The organism is Mesorhizobium sp. BHscii (assembly GCF_053848065.1).
In genome coordinates this window covers 185550-203281 of sequence record NZ_JBSPKW010000001.1, presented here as the reverse complement: position 1 = coordinate 203281, position 17732 = coordinate 185550, and the positions used below count along the sequence as shown (strand labels likewise).

General features: G+C 61.6%; 16 protein-coding genes and 1 pseudogene. 8 read left to right on the top strand and 9 right to left on the bottom strand.

Annotated features, from left to right (window positions below):
- Position 1: 1 nt before the first annotated feature.
- Positions 2 to 1378, bottom strand: coding sequence for a TIGR03808 family TAT-translocated repetitive protein (locus tag ACWTU7_RS00990; RefSeq protein WP_455837364.1), 1377 nt, complete (start codon positions 1376 to 1378; stop codon positions 2 to 4).
- Positions 1379 to 1496: 118 nt separating this feature from the next.
- Here ACWTU7_RS00990 and ACWTU7_RS00985 point away from each other — a divergent pair, with 118 nt between their 5' ends.
- Positions 1497 to 1970 carry a GreA/GreB family elongation factor gene (locus tag ACWTU7_RS00985; protein ID WP_029354644.1) on the top strand — a complete coding sequence of 158 codons (474 nt, stop codon included), beginning with the start codon at positions 1497 to 1499 and terminating at the stop codon, positions 1968 to 1970.
- On the opposite strand, the pseudogene ACWTU7_RS00980 reads toward ACWTU7_RS00985, so the two are convergent.
- The 3 genes and pseudogenes from ACWTU7_RS00980 to ACWTU7_RS00970 form a co-directional block, all read right to left on the bottom strand.
- Positions 1967 to 2215 (bottom strand): annotated as a pseudogene (locus tag ACWTU7_RS00980) (type II toxin-antitoxin system death-on-curing family toxin); the annotation flags it as partial. The gene ACWTU7_RS00985 and the pseudogene ACWTU7_RS00980 overlap by 4 nt on opposite strands.
- Before the next feature lie 17 nt (positions 2216 to 2232).
- On the bottom strand, positions 2233 to 4356 hold the full coding sequence (gene scpA / locus ACWTU7_RS00975; RefSeq protein WP_455837363.1) for a methylmalonyl-CoA mutase: 2124 nt from the start codon (positions 4354 to 4356) through the stop codon (positions 2233 to 2235).
- The gene (locus ACWTU7_RS00970; protein WP_455837362.1) at positions 4353 to 5795 is read right to left on the bottom strand and encodes a methylmalonyl-CoA mutase subunit beta; all 1443 of its coding nucleotides are present in this window, start codon (positions 5793 to 5795) and stop codon (positions 4353 to 4355) included. Before ACWTU7_RS00970 ends, scpA begins: the two co-directional genes overlap by 4 nt.
- Before the next feature lie 258 nt (positions 5796 to 6053).
- Here ACWTU7_RS00970 and ACWTU7_RS00965 point away from each other — a divergent pair, with 258 nt between their 5' ends.
- Entirely contained in the window at positions 6054 to 7598 is a 1545-nt protein-coding gene (locus ACWTU7_RS00965; RefSeq protein ID WP_455837361.1) for a helicase HerA-like C-terminal domain-containing protein, read from the top strand.
- A gap of 84 nt (positions 7599 to 7682) precedes the next feature.
- Here ACWTU7_RS00965 and ACWTU7_RS00960 read toward each other — a convergent pair whose 3' ends face one another.
- A complete protein-coding gene (locus ACWTU7_RS00960; RefSeq protein ID WP_455837360.1) occupies positions 7683 to 8507 on the bottom strand; it encodes a L,D-transpeptidase in 825 nt (274 codons plus the stop codon).
- Positions 8508 to 9042: 535 nt separating this feature from the next.
- Positions 9043 to 9705: a haloacid dehalogenase type II gene (locus ACWTU7_RS00955; protein ID WP_455837359.1), complete on the bottom strand. Its 663-nt coding sequence runs from the start codon at positions 9703 to 9705 to the stop codon at positions 9043 to 9045.
- Positions 9706 to 9859: 154 nt separating this feature from the next.
- On the opposite strand from ACWTU7_RS00955, the gene ACWTU7_RS00950 reads away from it, so the two are divergent.
- The 4 genes from ACWTU7_RS00950 to ACWTU7_RS00935 all read left to right on the top strand — a co-directional run bounded on the left by ACWTU7_RS00950 (position 9860) and on the right by ACWTU7_RS00935 (position 13048).
- Positions 9860 to 10738 carry a branched-chain amino acid aminotransferase gene (locus tag ACWTU7_RS00950; protein WP_127211997.1) on the top strand — a complete coding sequence of 293 codons (879 nt, stop codon included), beginning with the start codon at positions 9860 to 9862 and terminating at the stop codon, positions 10736 to 10738.
- Positions 10739 to 10843: 105 nt separating this feature from the next.
- Entirely contained in the window at positions 10844 to 11440 is a 597-nt protein-coding gene (locus tag ACWTU7_RS00945; protein ID WP_029354634.1) for a superoxide dismutase, read from the top strand.
- 204 nt (positions 11441 to 11644) lie between these two features.
- Positions 11645 to 12088, top strand: a complete 444-nt coding sequence (locus ACWTU7_RS00940) for a c-type cytochrome (protein ID WP_065010411.1) — start codon at positions 11645 to 11647, stop codon at positions 12086 to 12088.
- A gap of 9 nt (positions 12089 to 12097) precedes the next feature.
- Positions 12098 to 13048 carry a c-type cytochrome gene (locus ACWTU7_RS00935; protein WP_455837358.1) on the top strand — a complete coding sequence of 317 codons (951 nt, stop codon included), beginning with the start codon at positions 12098 to 12100 and terminating at the stop codon, positions 13046 to 13048.
- A 28-nt stretch (positions 13049 to 13076) separates the two neighbouring features.
- Here the strand turns inward: ACWTU7_RS00935 and ACWTU7_RS00930 are convergent, their stop codons facing one another.
- Positions 13077 to 13460 (bottom strand): SET domain-containing protein, encoded by a 384-nt coding sequence (locus ACWTU7_RS00930; protein ID WP_029354629.1) that lies wholly within the window; start codon positions 13458 to 13460, stop codon positions 13077 to 13079.
- Positions 13461 to 13621: 161 nt separating this feature from the next.
- A complete protein-coding gene (locus ACWTU7_RS00925) occupies positions 13622 to 15772 on the bottom strand; it encodes a S9 family peptidase (protein WP_455837357.1) in 2151 nt (716 codons plus the stop codon).
- 119 nt (positions 15773 to 15891) lie between these two features.
- Between ACWTU7_RS00925 and ACWTU7_RS00920 the strand changes: the two genes are divergently transcribed.
- Positions 15892 to 16260 carry an SH3 domain-containing protein gene (locus ACWTU7_RS00920; protein ID WP_455837356.1) on the top strand — a complete coding sequence of 123 codons (369 nt, stop codon included), beginning with the start codon at positions 15892 to 15894 and terminating at the stop codon, positions 16258 to 16260.
- A 428-nt stretch (positions 16261 to 16688) separates the two neighbouring features.
- Positions 16689 to 17114: a MucR family transcriptional regulator gene (locus tag ACWTU7_RS00915; protein ID WP_029354623.1), complete on the top strand. Its 426-nt coding sequence runs from the start codon at positions 16689 to 16691 to the stop codon at positions 17112 to 17114.
- A 142-nt stretch (positions 17115 to 17256) separates the two neighbouring features.
- On the opposite strand, the gene ACWTU7_RS00910 is transcribed toward ACWTU7_RS00915, so the two are convergent.
- Positions 17257 to 17685, bottom strand: coding sequence for a SufE family protein (locus ACWTU7_RS00910; protein WP_455837629.1), 429 nt, complete (start codon positions 17683 to 17685; stop codon positions 17257 to 17259).
- Positions 17686 to 17732: the final 47 nt, after the last annotated feature.

Below are 17732 nucleotides of genomic sequence, written 5' to 3'. Positions count from 1 at the left end.
TTTAGCTCACATGATTGCGCTCGACAGTCAGATGCGCATAGCCGGCATTGCCTGATGAGGCGAGATCGCCGGTCACCGGCTCGGCCCAGCGGTGGCCGACGATCGCGCCGTTTTGGGCGCCGTCGATGACATTGTCGGAGATGACCGCCGTCCCGGCGCCCTCGACCACGGTGACGGCGATGCCGGTTCCGGCCTTGCGAATGATGTTGGCGGTAGCGACCACATTGCGCATGAACGGCCCCCAGCCGATGTGCATGCCGTAGAGCGGCGCATTCTCGACGACGTTGCCGGAGACCGTGGTATCCGCCTCAACGCTGATGCCGACGCCGAAACCGGGCGCATCTGCATGGTAGGGGCCGCTGGTCGAGAGGTTGCGGACGATGTTTCCGGAACACACGCCCATGCGGCCGCCCTCGTTGAAATTGACGATGGAGATGCCGTTGGCGGCGCCATCGACGATGTTGTTGCTGACGATCGCTCCCTCGAAGGAGAATTCGGAATAGAGTGCCGTTTCGCCGGACCGCGAACAGGTGTTGCCGGTGATGTGCAGATTGCTGGCGCTGTTGGCGCGGATCGCCGAAAACGCGCAGTCCGAGACGATATTGCCCGAGATGACGACGTTGCCGGCGCGGAACGCATTGATGCCGTTGCCGTTCTGGCCGGTTCCCCCGCTACGCGCCTGAATGCGTTCTACGCGGTTGCCGCTGACGATGGTGCCGTCCTCGGCCGCTTGCCAGCGGTGCACCAGGATACCGCCATTGGCGCAGTCGGACACGGTGTTGCCTGATATCTCCAGGCCGGCGGCTTCGACCGAATAGATTCCCGCGTCGGCCGCGCCCGATATTTCCGAGCGCTCGATGCGGCCCGAAGCGTGCTCGAGCGCCAGGCCGCTCTTGCCGCTGCCTGATATCTGGCAATTGTCGATGACGAGGTGAGCGACGCGGCGGAGGTCGAGCAGGCCTTGCGCGTAATCGCCCATCCAGCGGTTGGTGCCGTCGAACACCAGCCCGGTGAATTCGATGTGCCCGGCCTGTTCGGCCATGAGCAGATGGCCGTTGCCGCCATAGACGATCCGCGATGCGCCCGGCACGCCGGAAAGCCTGACGCGGCTGGGCAGCGACAGGTTGGATACGACATAGGTTCCCGGCGGCAGGAACACCGGCATGTCGCGGTCGTTTGCGTCGCGCAGCAGTCTGGCGAAGGCCTTGCTCTGGTCGTCAAGCGCGCTAGGCCGCACGCCGAGGTCGGCAGCGTTGATCGAGCCGCGCATCGAGGCATTGTCGATTCCGGGCAGGCTGCCCGCAGCTGCCTTGCCGAGCGAGAGGCCCAGGACGGTAAAGCCGGCGGTTCGTGCGAGAAATTTTCGTCTGTTCAACATCGGGACAGATCCCCTGCGTTCGGCCGTCGCGCCGCAGGAATCGTGCCAGACCGGATCGGGCGATCCGGTTTGCCGGCAATAGCTTGTGAAGTCGCCGCGCGAGGCATAAGCTCGACTAATGAGCAGAGCCTTCACGCGCGAAGAGGATAGCGAAAACGCCATCGCCGGCATCGGCGAGCGGCCGATCAGTCAGCACCGCAATCTGGTGACGCAACGCGGCCTGGCGCTGATCGACGCCGAACTGGCGGCCCTGCGTGATGATCTGGCCAGAGCGGAAAAGAGGGCCGACCGCGAGCGTATCGCGCTCATTTCGCGCGACCTGCGCTACTGGACCGCGCGGCGTGAAAGCGCCGAGCTGTCCGTGCCGGAATCGGGCAGCAATCTGGTTCGGTTCGGCATGGGCGTCACGCTGGAAGGCGATGACGGCAGGAAGGTACACTGGAAGATTGTCGGCGAGGATGAGGCCGATCCGGGCAAGGGCACAATTTCCCATGTTTCACCGATGGCCCTGGCCTTGTTCGGCAAGAAGGTCGGCGAAATTGCCGTGGTGAACGGCAAGGAATGGGAGATTGTGAAGCTGACTGCCAGTTAGGCCTCGACCTTGACGACATGGTCGCGGAAGAACGCTGCCGCGCCAGCCTCGTCGATCTCGCCGGCCGCGACCATCATGACCAGTTGAATGATGTCCGCCTGCTCGGCTTCGATGCTTAGCCCATTGAAATAAAGAAAAAGATCGGCTGCGGCAAAAGCGGTGCGCTTGTTGCCGTCGACGAATGGATTCTTGACGATGCCGAAAAGATAAGCGGATGCCAGCTCGCAGAGGTTGGGTTCGCCGTAGATCTCCCTCTCCGGTGTCAGCCGACCTGCAGCAGCCGGTCCATCAGCCGATCCGCCGCTTCCGGAATGACCGTGCCAGGCGGGTAGATTTCGGTGGCACCTGCCTGACGTACCGCATCGTAATCCTGCGGCGGGATGACGCCGCCGGCGACGATCAGAATATCGTCGCGGCCGAGCTTCTTCAGCGCGTCCTTGAGTTCGGGAATGAGCGTCAAATGTCCTGCCGCTAACGACGAGGCGCCGATGATATGCACGTCGTGCTCGACCGCGAGCCTGGCGATTTCCTCCGGCGTCTGGAACATCGGCCCAACGGTGACGTCGAAGCCGAGATCGGCAAAGGCCGTGGCGATGACCTTCTGGCCGCGATCGTGGCCGTCCTGTCCCATCTTGGCGACGAGAATGCGCGGCTTGCCGCCGGACTTCTCCTCGAATGCCACGATCTTGTCCTGCAGGCGGTCGACCACGGGATTGTCGCCGAGCGCCTTGCGATAGACGCCGGAGATCGTCTGGACCGAGGCGACATGACGGCCGAAAACCTTTTCCAGAGCCAGCGAAATCTCGCCGACCGTGGCGTTGGCGCGCGCGGCGCGAATGGCGAACTCCAGCAGATTTTCGCCGCTCTCCGCGGCCCGGCTCAGCGCACTCAGTGCGCTCTCGACGGCGCCGACATCGCGCGTGCCTTTCAGCCGTTGCAGTTTCGACAATTGCCGGGCTCTGACTTCGGCATCGTCGATCTTCAGCACGTCGACTTTGATGTCCGTCTCGGGACGATGGGCGTTGACGCCGACCAGTATCTGCTCGCCGGAATCGATCCGCGCCTGCGTGCGCGCGGCAGCCTCTTCGATGCGCAGCTTCGGTATGTTTTTTTCGGTTGCGACGGCCATGCCGCCCAGGCTCTCGACCTCTTCGATATGGGCAAGCGCGCGCGCCGCCAGATCATGCGTCAGCCGTTCGAGATAGGCAGAGCCTCCCCACGGGTCGATGATGCGGGTGGTGCCGGATTCCTTTTGCAGGATGAGCTGTGTGTTGCGGGCGATGCGGGCCGAATAGTCGGTCGGCAGCGCCATCGCCTCGTCGAAGGAGTTGGTGTGCAGCGATTGCGTATGACCCTGCGTCGCCGCCATCGCCTCGATCATGGTGCGCATGATGTTGTTGTAAGGATCCTGCGCCGTCAGCGACCAGCCCGAAGTCTGGCAATGGGCTCGCAGAGACAGCGAGCGCTCGTCCTTCGGCAAGAAGTTCTTCAGCATCAGGGTCGACCACAAAAGGCGGGCTGCCCTCAGCTTGGCGACCTCCATGAAGAAATTCATGCCGATCGCCCAGAAGAAGGAAAGGCGCGGCGCGAAACGGTCGATATCGAGACCCGCCGCGACCCCAGCGCGGGCATATTCGATGCCGTCGGCGATCGTGTAGGCGAGCTCGAGGTCGGCGGTCGCCCCTGCTTCCTGCATGTGATAGCCGGAGATCGAAATCGAATTGAACTTCGGCATGTGCTGCGACGTGTAGGAGAAGATGTCGGACACGATCCGCATCGAAGGCTTTGGCGGATAGATGTAGGTGTTGCGCACCATGAACTCTTTCAGAATGTCGTTCTGAATGGTTCCGGCGAGGTCCTTCTGCGCAACGCCCTGTTCTTCCGCCGCCACGATGTAGAGCGCCATGATCGGCAGCACCGCGCCGTTCATGGTCATCGACACCGTCATCTCGTCAAGCGGGATGCCGTCGAAGAGCTGGCGCATGTCGAGGATGGAATCTATGGCGACGCCCGCCATGCCGACATCACCGGCAACACGCGGATGATCGCTGTCGTAGCCGCGATGCGTGGCGAGGTCGAAAGCGACCGACAGTCCCTTCTGGCCGGCTGCAAGGTTGCGCCGGTAAAAGGCGTTCGACTCTTCCGCCGTCGAGAAGCCGGCATATTGCCTGATCGTCCAGGGCTGCTGGACATACATGGTCGGGTAGGGGCCGCGCACGAATGGCGGCAGGCCCGGATAAGTGTCGAGATGCGGCAACCCCTTGAGGTCGCCCTGGTTGTACAGATGCTTGATGGCCAGTCCTTCCGGGGTCATCCGCTGGCCCTTTACCTCGATCGGCGACCTGCGCGGCGCCGACCAGCCGATTTGGCTAAAGTCCGGGATCATGGCGCTGCTCCGATCGATTGATCGAGGCGGATCGGAAACAGCGGCTCGCACACCGCCACGCCCTCGGTGACGGCAGGCCGCCGCTCCGCCGCCAGCGTTTCGACCGGACGTTCGGTCTTCGAAGGGTGAAGCGTCGTGCCGATGATGGCCCGCTCGCCCGCTTGATAGACAGCATTGCGGCGGGCGGAGGCCGCCTGAACTCGTTTCTGGATGTGTCCTTGCTGCAGGCTGGACAGCACGCCGCCTTCCGCCTCGATCCGCTGGAATTCTTCCCACGCCGCTTCGCCGAGTTCGGCGGTAAGCGCTTCAACAGCGCCCGAACCGCAAGCAGGGTCGGCGACATGATCGATATGGCTTTCGTTGGCCATGATCAGTTGCGTATTGCGGGCGACACGGCGGGCAAAGCCCGTCGGCAGGCCATGCGCGATCGTATGCGGCAGGATGGAGATCGAATCCGCCCCGCCGGCTGCCGCGGCAAAAGCGGCGATCGTGGTGCGCAGGATGTTTGTCTCCGGGTCCGCCAAAGTCATCATGCGGAAGGAGGTCTCGGCATGGATGTTGGCGGTGGACGCGGCGATCGAACATGCCTCCTGGACCCGCGCCCACAGCCTGCGCAGGGCCCTGACCTTGGCCATCGACACGAACTGGTCCTGGTCGACGCTCAGCGCGAAGCCAATATGGGGCGCCGCATAGACAAGCGGCTGGCGCGCCTCCTCGAACATCCTGAGATAGGAGACCGCCGAAGCCATCATGGTGCCCAGCTCCTGCGCTTCGGTGGCGCCGGCATTGTGGAAGACGCGTCCGTCTGCCTCCAGCAGGACCCCTGGCACGCCCATCGAGAAGAAATGCGCCAGGGACTGCGGCATCGACGCCTGCAGGGCCTCGATCGACATGCGCAACCGGCCGGTTCCGGCAAAGATCGCCGCCGGATCGATACCGAAGGACAGGTTGAGCTTTGCCGGGTCTGACCGGCGCTTGCTCAAGAACGCAACCAGCCAGTCGGCCACGGCGCGGCTCCAGGGATGCGCGTCGATGCGAACCTGGATGCGGTTGAGCGGCACGCCGTCGAGCACGGTCTCCAGCGCCTCGGCAGTCCTCGGCAGGCCGTAGCCGAACGCATTCGGCGCGCCTTCGAAAACAAGCGACAATCCGGTGGCGCCCTGTGCGACGTCTTCCAGGGCCTGGGCTTTGGCGCGGCCGATATCCGGATCATCGATACGCTGGCTGACGATCCACGGCGAACCGGGATTTGCCCGCGCCAGAGGCTCTGCGGTGACCGAACGGTCGTAGAGCGGTTCGATGCGGATGCCATCGTCTGTATGCGATACGAGCTTTTCCTCGAAGGATCCGCCGGCCAAGGCTTTTTCCGCAAGGCCCAGCCACCGCTGCCGGTCAGGGTTCGGAAGTTCGGCATCGTGGTTCAAGGCACCGGCGCCCATCCGCTCTCCTCGTCTTCTCGGCCGATAGGCCTGGAACGTCAGTCTACGGTTCCCCGTCCCATATCACAATGCAACACGCGTCCTGCGACGATGAACCGTCAACCGATTGCCAAACATGCGCAAAATCCGCAAGCTCCAAAAACTCAATTTCGACCATGGCCATTGTCGCTGCGCAATGGCGTCATTATACCTGCGGCGAGCCCCGCTACTTTCAATAGACCAGGGCTTCAACACTTCAGGTTTGCGGAGACCGGACACATGGCTGACGACACCAGTATTTTCATAGGAGCCAGCCGAAAGCCCGACGACAGCTACCAGCGCGCCGAAAATCTGCTGCTTCAGTATGGCAATCGTCACGGCCTGGTCACCGGTGCGACCGGTACTGGCAAGACCGTGAGCTTGCAGATTTTGGCGGAAGGTTTCTCCAATGCCGGCGTGCCGGTCTTCTGCGCCGACATCAAAGGCGACCTGTCCGGTATCGCCATGATGGGCACGCCACAGGATTTTCTGGTCAAGCGTGCGGAGCAGGTCAAGCTAGATCCCTATGATTTCCAGGAATTTCCGGTCATCTTCTGGGACTTGTTCGGCGAGCAGGGCCATCCGATCCGCGCCACCGTCTCGGAAATGGGGCCTCTGCTTCTGTCGCGCCTGATGAACCTCTCCGAGGCGCAGGAAGGCATCATGAACATCGCCTTCCGCATCGCCGACGAGGAAGGCCTGTTGCTGCTGGACCTGAAGGACCTGCAAGCGCTTCTTGCCAACATCGCAGAACGCGCCGAAGAAATCGGCGCTCGCTACGGCAACGTGACCAAGCCCTCGGTCGGCGCGATCCAGCGCACGCTGCTGGTTCTGGAGCAGCAGGGAGCGATGAATTTCTTCGGCGAGCCGGCACTACGGATCGCCGACATCATGCGCACCACCCGCGACGGCCGCGGCGCCATCAGCGTGCTGGCTGCCGACAAGCTGATGATGAATCCCCGGCTCTATGCGACATTCCTTTTGTGGCTGATGTCGGAACTGTTCGAGGAGCTGCCCGAAGCCGGCGATCCCGACAAGCCGAAGCTGGTCTTCTTCTTCGACGAGGCGCACCTTCTGTTCGATGATGCGCCGAAGGTGCTGATCGACCGCGTCGAACAGGTGGTCCGCCTGATCCGTTCGAAGGGCGTCGGCGTTTACTTCGTCACCCAGAATCCGCTGGATATCCCCGAAACGGTTCTGGCCCAGCTCGGCAACCGGGTGCAGCACGCCTTGCGCGCCTACACGCCGCGGGAGCAGAAGGCCGTGAGAACCGCCGCCGAGACCTTCAGGCCAAATCCCGACTTCGACTGTGCAACCGTGATCACGCAGCTCGGCACCGGAGAGGCGCTGGTCTCGACTCTGGAAGCCAAAGGTGTTCCGTCCATGGTCCAGCGTACGCTGGTTCGCCCGCCGTCTTCACGTCTTGGCCCGATCACGCCTGACGAGCGCCGCAAGCTGATCACTGAGAGCCCGGTTAGCGGGCAATACGACCAAACCATCGATCGTGAATCGGCTTTCGAGATGCTGCAGAAAAAAGCCAAGGACGCTCTCGACGCAGAGGCGCAGCAGCAGGAGAGCGGCCGCTCACGCTGGACTATTCCAGGCTTCGGCAATGACGATTCCGCCCCCCAACCCACCGGCGGCAGGCGGGCACCGGCGCCGCGATCCTCCAATCGCCAGACGGTGGCGGAGGCGGCGATCAAATCGGTGGTTCGCTCGGTCGGGTCGTCCGTGGGCCGGGCGATTGTGAGGGGTATCCTCGGCAGTCTGGCAAGAGGGCGCTGACAGTATTGGACCCCGGAATTTCCGATGCTCAAGCACAAGAGCGTCGGGTTCAGAGGTACGCCGGCCGCTCCGCTTTCAATCAGCTCAGAAGATCGAGTCCGAGATCGACCTTGCCGGGCCGAGCAGGATGGATCCATCCGGGACGCCCGCATCGATTGGAATGGCTTTGCGGTCTGCCGTGGCAACCAGCTCCTGACCGACACCGGCGGTAACGATCACCGGCGTCTTGTTGGGCACACGGTCATAAAGGTCGATAATGTCCTGATTTATCAAGCGAACGCAGCCAGATGACACCGATTTGCCTATGGAATACCACTCCGGCGAGCCGTGCAGGCGGTAAAGCGTGTCCTCGTTGCCCTCGAAGAGATACAGCGCCCGCGCTCCGAGCGGGTTGGTGAGCCCGCCGGGCATGCCGCCATTTTCGGCGCTGTATTTCGCGAGCTCGGGCTGGCGGGCAATCATTTCGGCCGGCGGGGTCCATTTCGGCCACTTCTGCTTCCACTGGACGACGGCGTCGCCAGACCATTCGAAACCGGCGCGACCCAGCCCGACACCATAACGGATAGCTTGTCCGCCCGGACGCACGAGATAGAGGTGGTGGCCGGCCGTATCGACGATGATGGTGCCGGGCGGTTGGCCGGTCGGATCGGGAACGATCTGACGCAGAAATTGCTCGTCGATTTTCTCGTACGGTATGCCCGGGAGCTCGAACCCACCGTCGCTGACCGGAGCGTACATTGTTGCATAATCCAGGAGCGGCGGCTCGACATTGGTTGGCGGCGGCGGCTCGACCGGCTGCCCTCCCACCGTGGTGCAGGCGGAAACCGCAATCGAGGCGGCACCGAGCGCAGCGGCGTTGAGAAAGCCGCGACGGCTCAGGCGATAAGATTCGATTTCGGTTGTGAACATGGTTGCCTTTTTAGTCTCAAATCGAAACAAAACATAAATATGCCGATCAGTACGGCGCCAGCCCTACCAATGCCTGGCGCGATAGGCGGTTCCGATTCTGGCCTGACGGAGGACAAACAAAGGCAAAGCTGTGACGGGTCCGCCCCTGTTGCGCCGAGGCAACAGGCCTACAGCGCCGTGCGCCCATTTGGACGCGTAAAGGACGCTGTAGCACTTTTACTTTGCGCATGATCCTTTGCAAATCGAACCCGATTTTGGGGTCATGCGCTAGCCCGCAATTCTCACACTCGATGTGGCCTGCGCCGGTCCAAGAAGCCGGCAGGGTAGGAGCCGCGCGCAGAGCGATGCAGTCCCATCGTGCAAGCGCCGCGACACAGCCTGCGGCTTCTTCAACCGGCCCTTCGGGTTACTCTTCGGCGGGCAGATACGGTGTGGCGCTGCTCAACCGTAGGTCTCTATACGCTTTTGGCAGGCCGACACCGTATCTGCCGCGCCGAAGAGCAACGCAGGCGACATGGAGTGTGAGAATTGCGGGCTAGCCTCCGGCCAGCAGGCCTTCGAGCGAGGGCAGGATCAGGGCCGGCGGAAAGTCCCGGTATTCCTCGGGCTGGTTGGAACGGTTGATCCAGACTGTCCGGAAGCCGAACTTGGTGGCGCCGGCGACGTCCCAGCGGTTGGATGACTGAAACGACACCGCACCCGGATAGAGGCGCCAGCCTGTCGTGACCATGTCGTAGACCGACGGATCGGGCTTGAACCGCTTGACGGCATCGACGGAATAGATGTCGTCCAGAACCTGGTCGAGCGCGGCCGATTTGACCGCCGCCTCCAGCATTTCAGGCGAGCCGTTGGAAAGGATCGCCAGCTTTGCGCCCGACGCCTTGAGCGCCTTGAGCACGGCCGGCACCTCCGGATAGCAGTCCAGCCGCCAATAGGCGTCGAGCAAGTTGGCCCTGAGCCCCTTGTCCGCGGAGGGAACCTTGCGCAGAGCGAAATCGAGCGCCTGCTCGGTGAGTTGCCAGAAATCGGTGTAGGCGCCCATCAGCGTCCTGACCCAGGAATATTCAAGCTGCTTGGCGCGCCAGATCTCCGACAGGAGCTGGCCGTCCGGCCCGATCTGGTCGGCATGACGGCGCACGGCGGCATGGACATCGAACAGCGTGCCGTAGGCGTCGAAAACGTAAGCCGCATGGTGCATGGTGATAGTTTTGCGGCGAGGCAAGGCGAGGCGCAAGCACAGATCGCAATTCACATACCGCTGGCCTCAACAAATCTCAGCAAACCCCGTTGACGGCAGACGCCAAAGCATCTTCCAATGGCGAGACAGGACAAGTCTGTAACGGAAACAAGCGATGACACTGGCAACTGCGGCGCAATCCGCGACATGGACCTTCGTGGACGGCGACTGGTATGAAGGCAACGTCGCCATCCTGGGGCCGCGCAGCCATGCCATGTGGCTCGGCACCAGCGTGTTTGACGGCGCCCGCTGGTTCGAGGGCGTTGCCCCGGATCTCGACCGCCACGCCGCGAGGGTGAACGCATCGGCGATCGCGCTTGGTCTCAAACCATCCATGAGCGCCGAAAAGATGGTCGGGCTGACCTGGGACGGGCTAAAGAAATTCGACGGCAAGACGGCGGTGTATATAAGGCCGATGTACTGGGCCGAGCATGGCGGCTATATGGGCGTGCCGGCAGATCCGGCCTCGACCCGTTTCTGCCTTTGCCTCTACGAATCGCCAATGATCTCGCCGGCGGGCTTTTCGGTCACCGTCTCGCCGTTCCGGCGCCCGACCATCGAAACCATGCCGACCAACGCCAAGGCCGGTTGCCTCTATCCCAACAATGGTCGTGCCATCCTCGAAGCCAAGATGCGCGGCTTCGACAATGCCCTGGTGCTCGACATGCTGGGCAATGTCGCCGAGACCGGAACCTCGAACATTTTCCTGGTCAAGGACGGCCATGTCTTGACGCCGGCGCCGAACGGCACGTTCCTGTCCGGCATCACCCGCTCGCGGACGATGACGCTGCTTGGCGAGTATGGGTTCAAGACCACCGAGAAGACGCTGTCGGTGCGCGACTTCCTCGAAGCAGACGAGATATTCTCGACGGGAAACCATTCGAAAGTCGTGCCGGTCACCCGCATCGAGGATCGCAATCTCCAGCCTGGGCCTGTAGCCAAGAAGGCGCGCGAACTCTACTGGGATTGGGCCCATTCGACTTCGACCGGCTGACTGGCGAAAAAGCGAACCGGCGCTTCATTCCGGAGTTGCTCCATATCAATCCAGACCTATGTTAGTCCGGTATCGCACCGGATTTTTCCACGAGGAGTACGACCGATGGCTTTTGAACTGCCTGCCTTGCCCTATGACTACGAGGCCTTGCAGCCTTACATGTCGAAGGAGACGCTGGAGTATCACCACGACAAGCACCACAAGGCCTATGTCGACAACGGCAACAAGCTGGCTGCCGAAGCTGGGCTCGGCGATTTGTCGGTCGAAGAGGTTGTGAAACAGTCCTTCGGCAAGAACCCCGGGCTCTTCAACAATGCCGGCCAGCATTACAACCACATTCATTTCTGGAAGTGGATGAAGAAGGGCGGCGGCGGCAACAAATTGCCGGGCGCGCTGCAAAAGGCGTTCGACAGTGACCTCGGCGGCTACGACAAGTTCAAGGCCGACTTCATCGCCGCCGGAACCACCCAGTTCGGTTCAGGCTGGGCCTGGGTTTCGGTCAAGGACGGCAAGCTGGCGATCTCGAAGACGCCGAACGGCGAGAATCCGCTGGTCCACGGCGCGACGCCGATCCTGGGCGTCGATGTCTGGGAGCACTCCTATTACATCGACTATCGCAACGCCCGGCCGAAATATCTCGAAGCCTTCGTCGACAGTCTCATCAACTGGGACCATGTCCTTGAGCTCTACGAAAAGGCGTAGGCCTAACTGAGTTGCAGAAAAGCCCCGGTAAAACCGGGGCTTTTCTTTTGGCTCAAGATCGGCCGCCCTTTTTCCAGCACAGAACGACTGTCGCAAAAAATTCACACAAGCGTGAGGCGAATTTCCGGAATTTTTAAGCCAATTTTGCCGTTATCGATCAGTGCCGACTTTCATCCGAAACGTCTTCACCATGGAGCCAATTGAATGAGAAAGCTTATCCTCGCCATCTCGACGCTCGCCTTCGCCGGTTCGGCGGCATTCGCCGATCCGATCCAGGAGCGCCAGGCCCTGATGAAGGAACGCGGAAAGATCGCCGGCCAATTGTCGAAAGTGGTCAAGGGCGAGGCCGCCTATGACGCCGCGGCCGTGCTGGTGGCGTTGAAGGCGCTGCAGGCCAACGCCGAGAAATTCCATGCAAACGTCGAGACCCTTTTCCCGGCTGGCAGCGAAACCGGCGACACCACCGCTGCCCCCAAGATCTGGGAGGATATGGCCGGCTTCAAGGCGATTGAGGAAAAATATCTCGCCGACGTCAAGGCTGCGGCGGCCGCCGCCCCGGCCGACGTCGATGCCTTGAAGGCGGGATTCAACACCATAGGCGGCGATTGTGGCACCTGCCACCAGACATACAGGATAAAGAAGGGCTGATCGCGGGCGATGCGCCTGCTGAAAAAGCTCGTCGGCGCCGCCCTCGTCCTGGGCGCCGCCGGCGCTGTCGCCGGCTGGGTCCTGTCGGCGCCGGTCAGGCTCGACACTGGGACCCTGGCGCAGCTCGGCCCCGGCGATGCCGCCAGGGGCAAGCGCATTTTTTATGCCGGAGGCTGCACATCGTGCCATGCGAAGCCAGGTTCACAAGGCGATGCCCGCCTTCAACTTGCAGGCGGTCTCGAACTCAAGACGCCGTTCGGCACCTTCGTGCCACCGAACATTTCGCAGGATGCCAAGGACGGTATCGGCGCCTGGTCGGTCGAAGACCTCGCCAACGCCATGATGAAGGGAGTGTCGCCGAGCGGCGAGCATTTCTATCCGGCGTTTCCTTATGCATCCTACGCGCGCATGAAGCCGGCCGACATTGCCGATCTCCATGCCTTCATGAAAACGCTTCCGGCGGTCGCCGGCAAGGCGCCGGCCAATTCGCTGGGATTCCCGTTCAACATCCGTCGCGGTATCGGGCTGTGGAAACGTCTCTATTTGAGTGACCAGCCGGTGGTTTCCTTCCCCGAGGGCACGCCGGCTCCGGTGATGGCCGGCCGCTACCTGGTCGAAGGGCCGGGCCATTGCGGCGAATGCCACACGCCGCGTGATTTTGCTGGCGGCACCAGGAAGAGCGAGTGGCTGGCCGGAGCCACTGCTGCCGAAGGCAGCGGCATCGTGCCGAACATTACTTCGGGTGAAGGCGGGCTTAGTGACTGGTTGGAGGCTGACATCGCCAACTTTCTCGAGACCGGCTTCACGCCGGATTTCGACACCGTCGGTGGCGCCATGGTCGACGTGCAGAGAAACATGGCCCAACTGACGCCCGAGGACCGGGCGGCGATATCAGCCTATCTGAAGGCCATACCGCCGCATCCCAATGGCTATCCGGCGCGCAAGCAGCCTTCGAACTGACGCGAAAACCGAACGGGATGGCGGCGCGTCAGCGGTCGCCGAGGAAATCGAAGCCGGCTTCGAAGAAATGATTGTAGTTGCAGGTCATTTCCTCGCCGGGCGCGATGTCGCGCGACGCATACGTCTCCTCGGGCGAGGAGACGTCGCAATTCGGGTCATCGGCATGGTTCATGTAGCGTGCGTCGTCGGCTTCGAAGACGATGTAGTTCGGGTCGCGCCGGTCGGGATAGGAATAGCGATCGAGATAGGCTTTGATCGGCCCGGTTTCGCGCTCATAGGTCTCGACGGGAATGCGCCGGTCGTAATTGGGATCGAGCTTCCAAACCAGAGTGCCACGGGGAATGTGGTTCTTGGCAAAGACTCCGATGCCCTGGATACGCGATTTGTCGAGATAGACGTCGACGAGCAACATGGCAGACCTTTGGCGTGACTGGATGATTTTGGTGGCGCGGCTGCGAAAAGCCGCGCATTGGGTAGCGCGCGGCCATCGCAATTGCGAGCGGAAAATCAGCCAGGCCGTGACCGGAAATTGGAATCGATTTTCCGCAGGGGATCGTGCGCAAGATCAAGCTCCTACAGCGCCCTTTGCGCGTCCAAAGGGTGGGTGCCGCTGGTGGTGGCAAGGTCGGCCTTGCCCGCCACCTTCAGCGCAAACGCGTAGGTGAAGGCGATTTCCTCGAGCCTGGAAAACCGGCCGGATGCGCCGGCATGGCCGGAGTCCATGTTGATCTTGAACAGCACCGGATTGTCGCCGGTCTTGCGGTCGCGCAGCCGCGCCACCCACTTGGCCGGCTCCCAATAGGTGACACGCGGGTCGGTGAGACCGGCAAGCGCCAGAATCGGCGGATAGTCGAGCGCGGCGACATTGTCATAGGGGGAGTAGGCGGCGATCGTTCGGTAGTCCTCCTCCGAAGCGATCGGATTGCCCCATTCGGGCCATTCCGGCGGCGTCAGCGGCAAGGTCGCGTCGAGCATGGTGGTGAGCACGTCGACGAACGGAACCTCGGCGACAATGCCGCCGAAGCATTCCGGCGCCATGTTGGCGATCGCGCCCATCAGCAGGCCGCCGGCCGAGCCGCCCTGTGCGACGATGCGGTCATGTTGCGTATAGCGTTCGGCGACGAGGTGGTGGGCGACCGCGACAAAATCGGTGAACGTGTTCATCTTGTGCGTCCGCTTGCCGTCATCATACCAGCCATAGCCCTTGTCCTTGCCGCCGCGGACATGGGCAATCGCGTAGACGAAGCCGCGGTCGACCAGCGAAAACAAATTGGTGTTAAAGGCGGCCGGGACTGTGATGCCATAGGAGCCGTAGCCGTAAAGCAGGCAAGGCGCTGATCCGTCGAGCGGCGTGTCGCGATGGTGGATGAGCGAGATCGGCACCAGTTCGCCGTCGGCGGCGGGCGCCATCAGCCGCCGTGTCACATAATGGTCCGGGTCGTGACCGGACGGAACTTCCTGCGTCTTCAGCAGCACGCGCTCGCGGGTCCGCATGTTGTAGTCGAAGATCTGCGCCGGCGTTGTCATGGACGAGTAGGAAAAGCGCATGATCTCGGTGTCGTATTCATAGGATCCCGACAGGCCGAGCGAGAAGGCTTCCTCGTCGAAGGAGATGAGGTGTTCCTCGCCGCTCTTGCGGTCATGCACGACGATGCGCGGCAGGCCTTCCTTGCGCTCAAGCCTGACCATATGGTCCTTGAAGCCGATCACCGAAAGGATCAGCCGGCCCGCTTCGTGCGGCACCAGTTCCTGCCAGTTGGCGCGCACCGGGTCGCTCGCCGGCGCAGTCATGATCTTGAAATCCTTGGCGCCGTCGGCGTTGGTGAGAATGAAGAAGATATCGCCGCCTTCTTCGAGGTCGTATTGCAGGCCGGTCTCGCGCGCCGAAACCAGCTTCGGTTCGGCGAACGGCTCGCTGGCGCTCATGATGCGATATTCCGAGGTCTCGTGGTCGTTGATGCCGACCATGATCCACTCGTTGGAGCGCGTGCCGCCGACATTCATGAAGAAGCCCGGATCGGTTTCTTCGTAGATCAGCCGGTCGTTCTCAGGACTGTCGCCAAGGGCATGGAACAGCACCTTGGAAGGACGGTGGTTGGGATCGAGGCGGGTGTAGAAAAATCCGTCATTGTCAGCATTCCATACGCCGCCGCCACCGGTAGCCGGGATCCTATCCGGCAACTCCTTGCCGTCGGCGAGATCGCGGACGCGAAGCGTGTAGAATTCGGAACCCTTGTCGTCGAAGGCCCAGAGAAGCTTGCGGTGGTCGGTCGAATGGTCGACACCGCCGAGGCGGAAATAGGCCTTGCCTTCGGCCTCGAGATCGCCGTCGAGCAGGATCTGCTGGTCACCGCCATCGCGCGGCGTGCGGAAATAACGCGGCTGCTCGCCGCCAAGCTTGAAAGATGAGCCATAGGCGTACGGCCCATCCTTCATCGGCACGGAAGAATCGTCTTCCTTGATGCGGCCCTTCATCTCCTTGAAAAGCTGCTTCCGCAACTGGGCGGTGTCGGCCATCAACGCCGCCTGATAGGCGTTTTCGGCTTCGAGATGGGCGCGGATTTGGGCGTCGAGCAGGGACGGATCCCTGAACATCTCTTGCCAATTGTCGGCTCTCAGCCAGGCATAGTCGTCCGTCCGGGTTACTCCATGATGCAGATCGAAGACCGGCCGCTTCTCGGGTTGTGGCGGGCTGACAGTCGGAAATGCTGGGGTTCGGGTCATTGCGTCTCGCTGTGGAAGTTATTTGAATGGAGAATGAACACGCCGATCAGCGCAGGTTCAAGAGCCGGAATATATGTTTTGCGCTGGGCTCCAGAAGATGAGCCGGAGGAGAGAGAAAAATGAAATTCCGTTTTCGCGCTGCCGCGGCTTTCGTCGCGGCTTCGACAGTTTTGGCCTTTACCGGCCAATCTCATGCAACCGTGTTCGCAGCTTGGCAAGTGACCAACGTTCCGTTTGGCGACACGCTCAACGTGCGCAAGTACCCGGCGGGGTCATCCCAGAAGCAGGCCGCCTATCCCAACGGTGCCGTTTTGCAGATGACCGGGAAATGCACCGGCGGCATAAACCTGCTCGACCTCGCCAAGCAACCGGTTTGGAAGCAGGAACAGAAGATCCGCTATCGCTGGTGCGAAGTCTGGCATGATCCGGCACACAACGGCAATTTTGTCACCGGCTGGGTCTACGGAAAATACATTACCCCACATTGATGGATCGGCGCCGATCCGCGGCGCTGATTTCTGGTTTGTTTGCAAACAGCAAATCGCAACCTGTGGTTTTGCAGATTCTGAAAACAACCAGATAGCCTGCGCCACAACCAAGCATAGCCAAGCATTGAGAACTTTTTACTGGCCATCGAGGATGTAACGGCAGCCCGACGGGGCGTCAGCCGTTGCTGGTCGGACCAGAAAATATCGCAAAATTACAGAGTGCACGAAAGGTTGAAGCTGATCGTGGAATATTTTATTAACATCGATGAATACAGCGCAAGAAGCGAATTGACTTACTTGGTTCACTGGCTCATTAGGATGTTGTGACGCGAATCGCAGAGGCTCTTTCCTGCAAAAATTTCGCGCGATGCCCGACCTGTCAAAAATAGGGCGCAGATAGAAACAACTCTCGTTGGGGTCATGAAGCCATGGATATTATCGAAACACCTTCCAGAAATAGTGATGCGCTGATCGAGTTGACGGCCGACGTCGTGGCCGCCTATGTCAGCAACAATCCGGTGCCGGTCGGCGAGCTGCCGAGCCTCATCGCCGATGTCCATGCCGCCCTCGGGCGCGTGGGCGGGACCAGTGAACAACCTCCTGCCGACAAGCAGAAGCCGGCAGTAAACCCGAAACGCTCCGTCCATGACGACTACATCGTCTGTCTTGAAGACGGCAAGAAGTTCAAATCGCTGAAGCGCCATTTGATGACCCACTACGGTCTGACGCCCGACGAGTATCGTGAAAAATGGGGCCTGGACGCAAGCTATCCGATGGTTGCTCCCAACTATGCTGCCGCCCGCTCCCAGCTCGCCAAGAAGATGGGTCTCGGCCGCAAGCGCAAGGGACGCTGATATCGGCTCTGCCCAACGTGGGTTGAACGATCAACGGCGCCTCCGGGCGCCGTTTTGCTTTGGAGGCATTGCTGGTGCAATACGCCTTGGCCGAGGTGCGGGGCTCACTGCCGTGCGGGGGCAATCGCGCGCTGTTGTCTAATCAGGCGGTCTGCCTCAACGCCGCCTCGGCGTCGCGCTTAATGCGCTTGACCATGGAACGAAGACCATTGGCGCGTTGCGGCGACAGGTGTTCGTCGAGGCCAAGTGCCTTCAGCGTGGCTTCCGCGTCGGTCTCCTGGATCTCGCTGGCCGGTCGTCTGGAAAACAGCGCCAGCATGATAGCGACGAGGCCGCGCACGATATGGGCGTCCGAATCACCGGCGAAGGTGACGACTGGATCGGGACCCGGTCCATATTCGGTTGTCAGCCAGACCTGGCTGACGCAGCCGGGCACCTTGTTGGCGGCGTTGCGTTCCTCATCGGGAAATGGCGGCAGGGCCTCGCCCAGTTCGATCACATAGCGGTAGCGGTCTTCCCACTCGTCAAGCAGGGAGAAGTCGTCGCGGATCGTTTGGATCGTCGTGCTCATCACCTCGGATATAGTCATCCGGCGACGCCGCGTCACGGAAAAAGAGG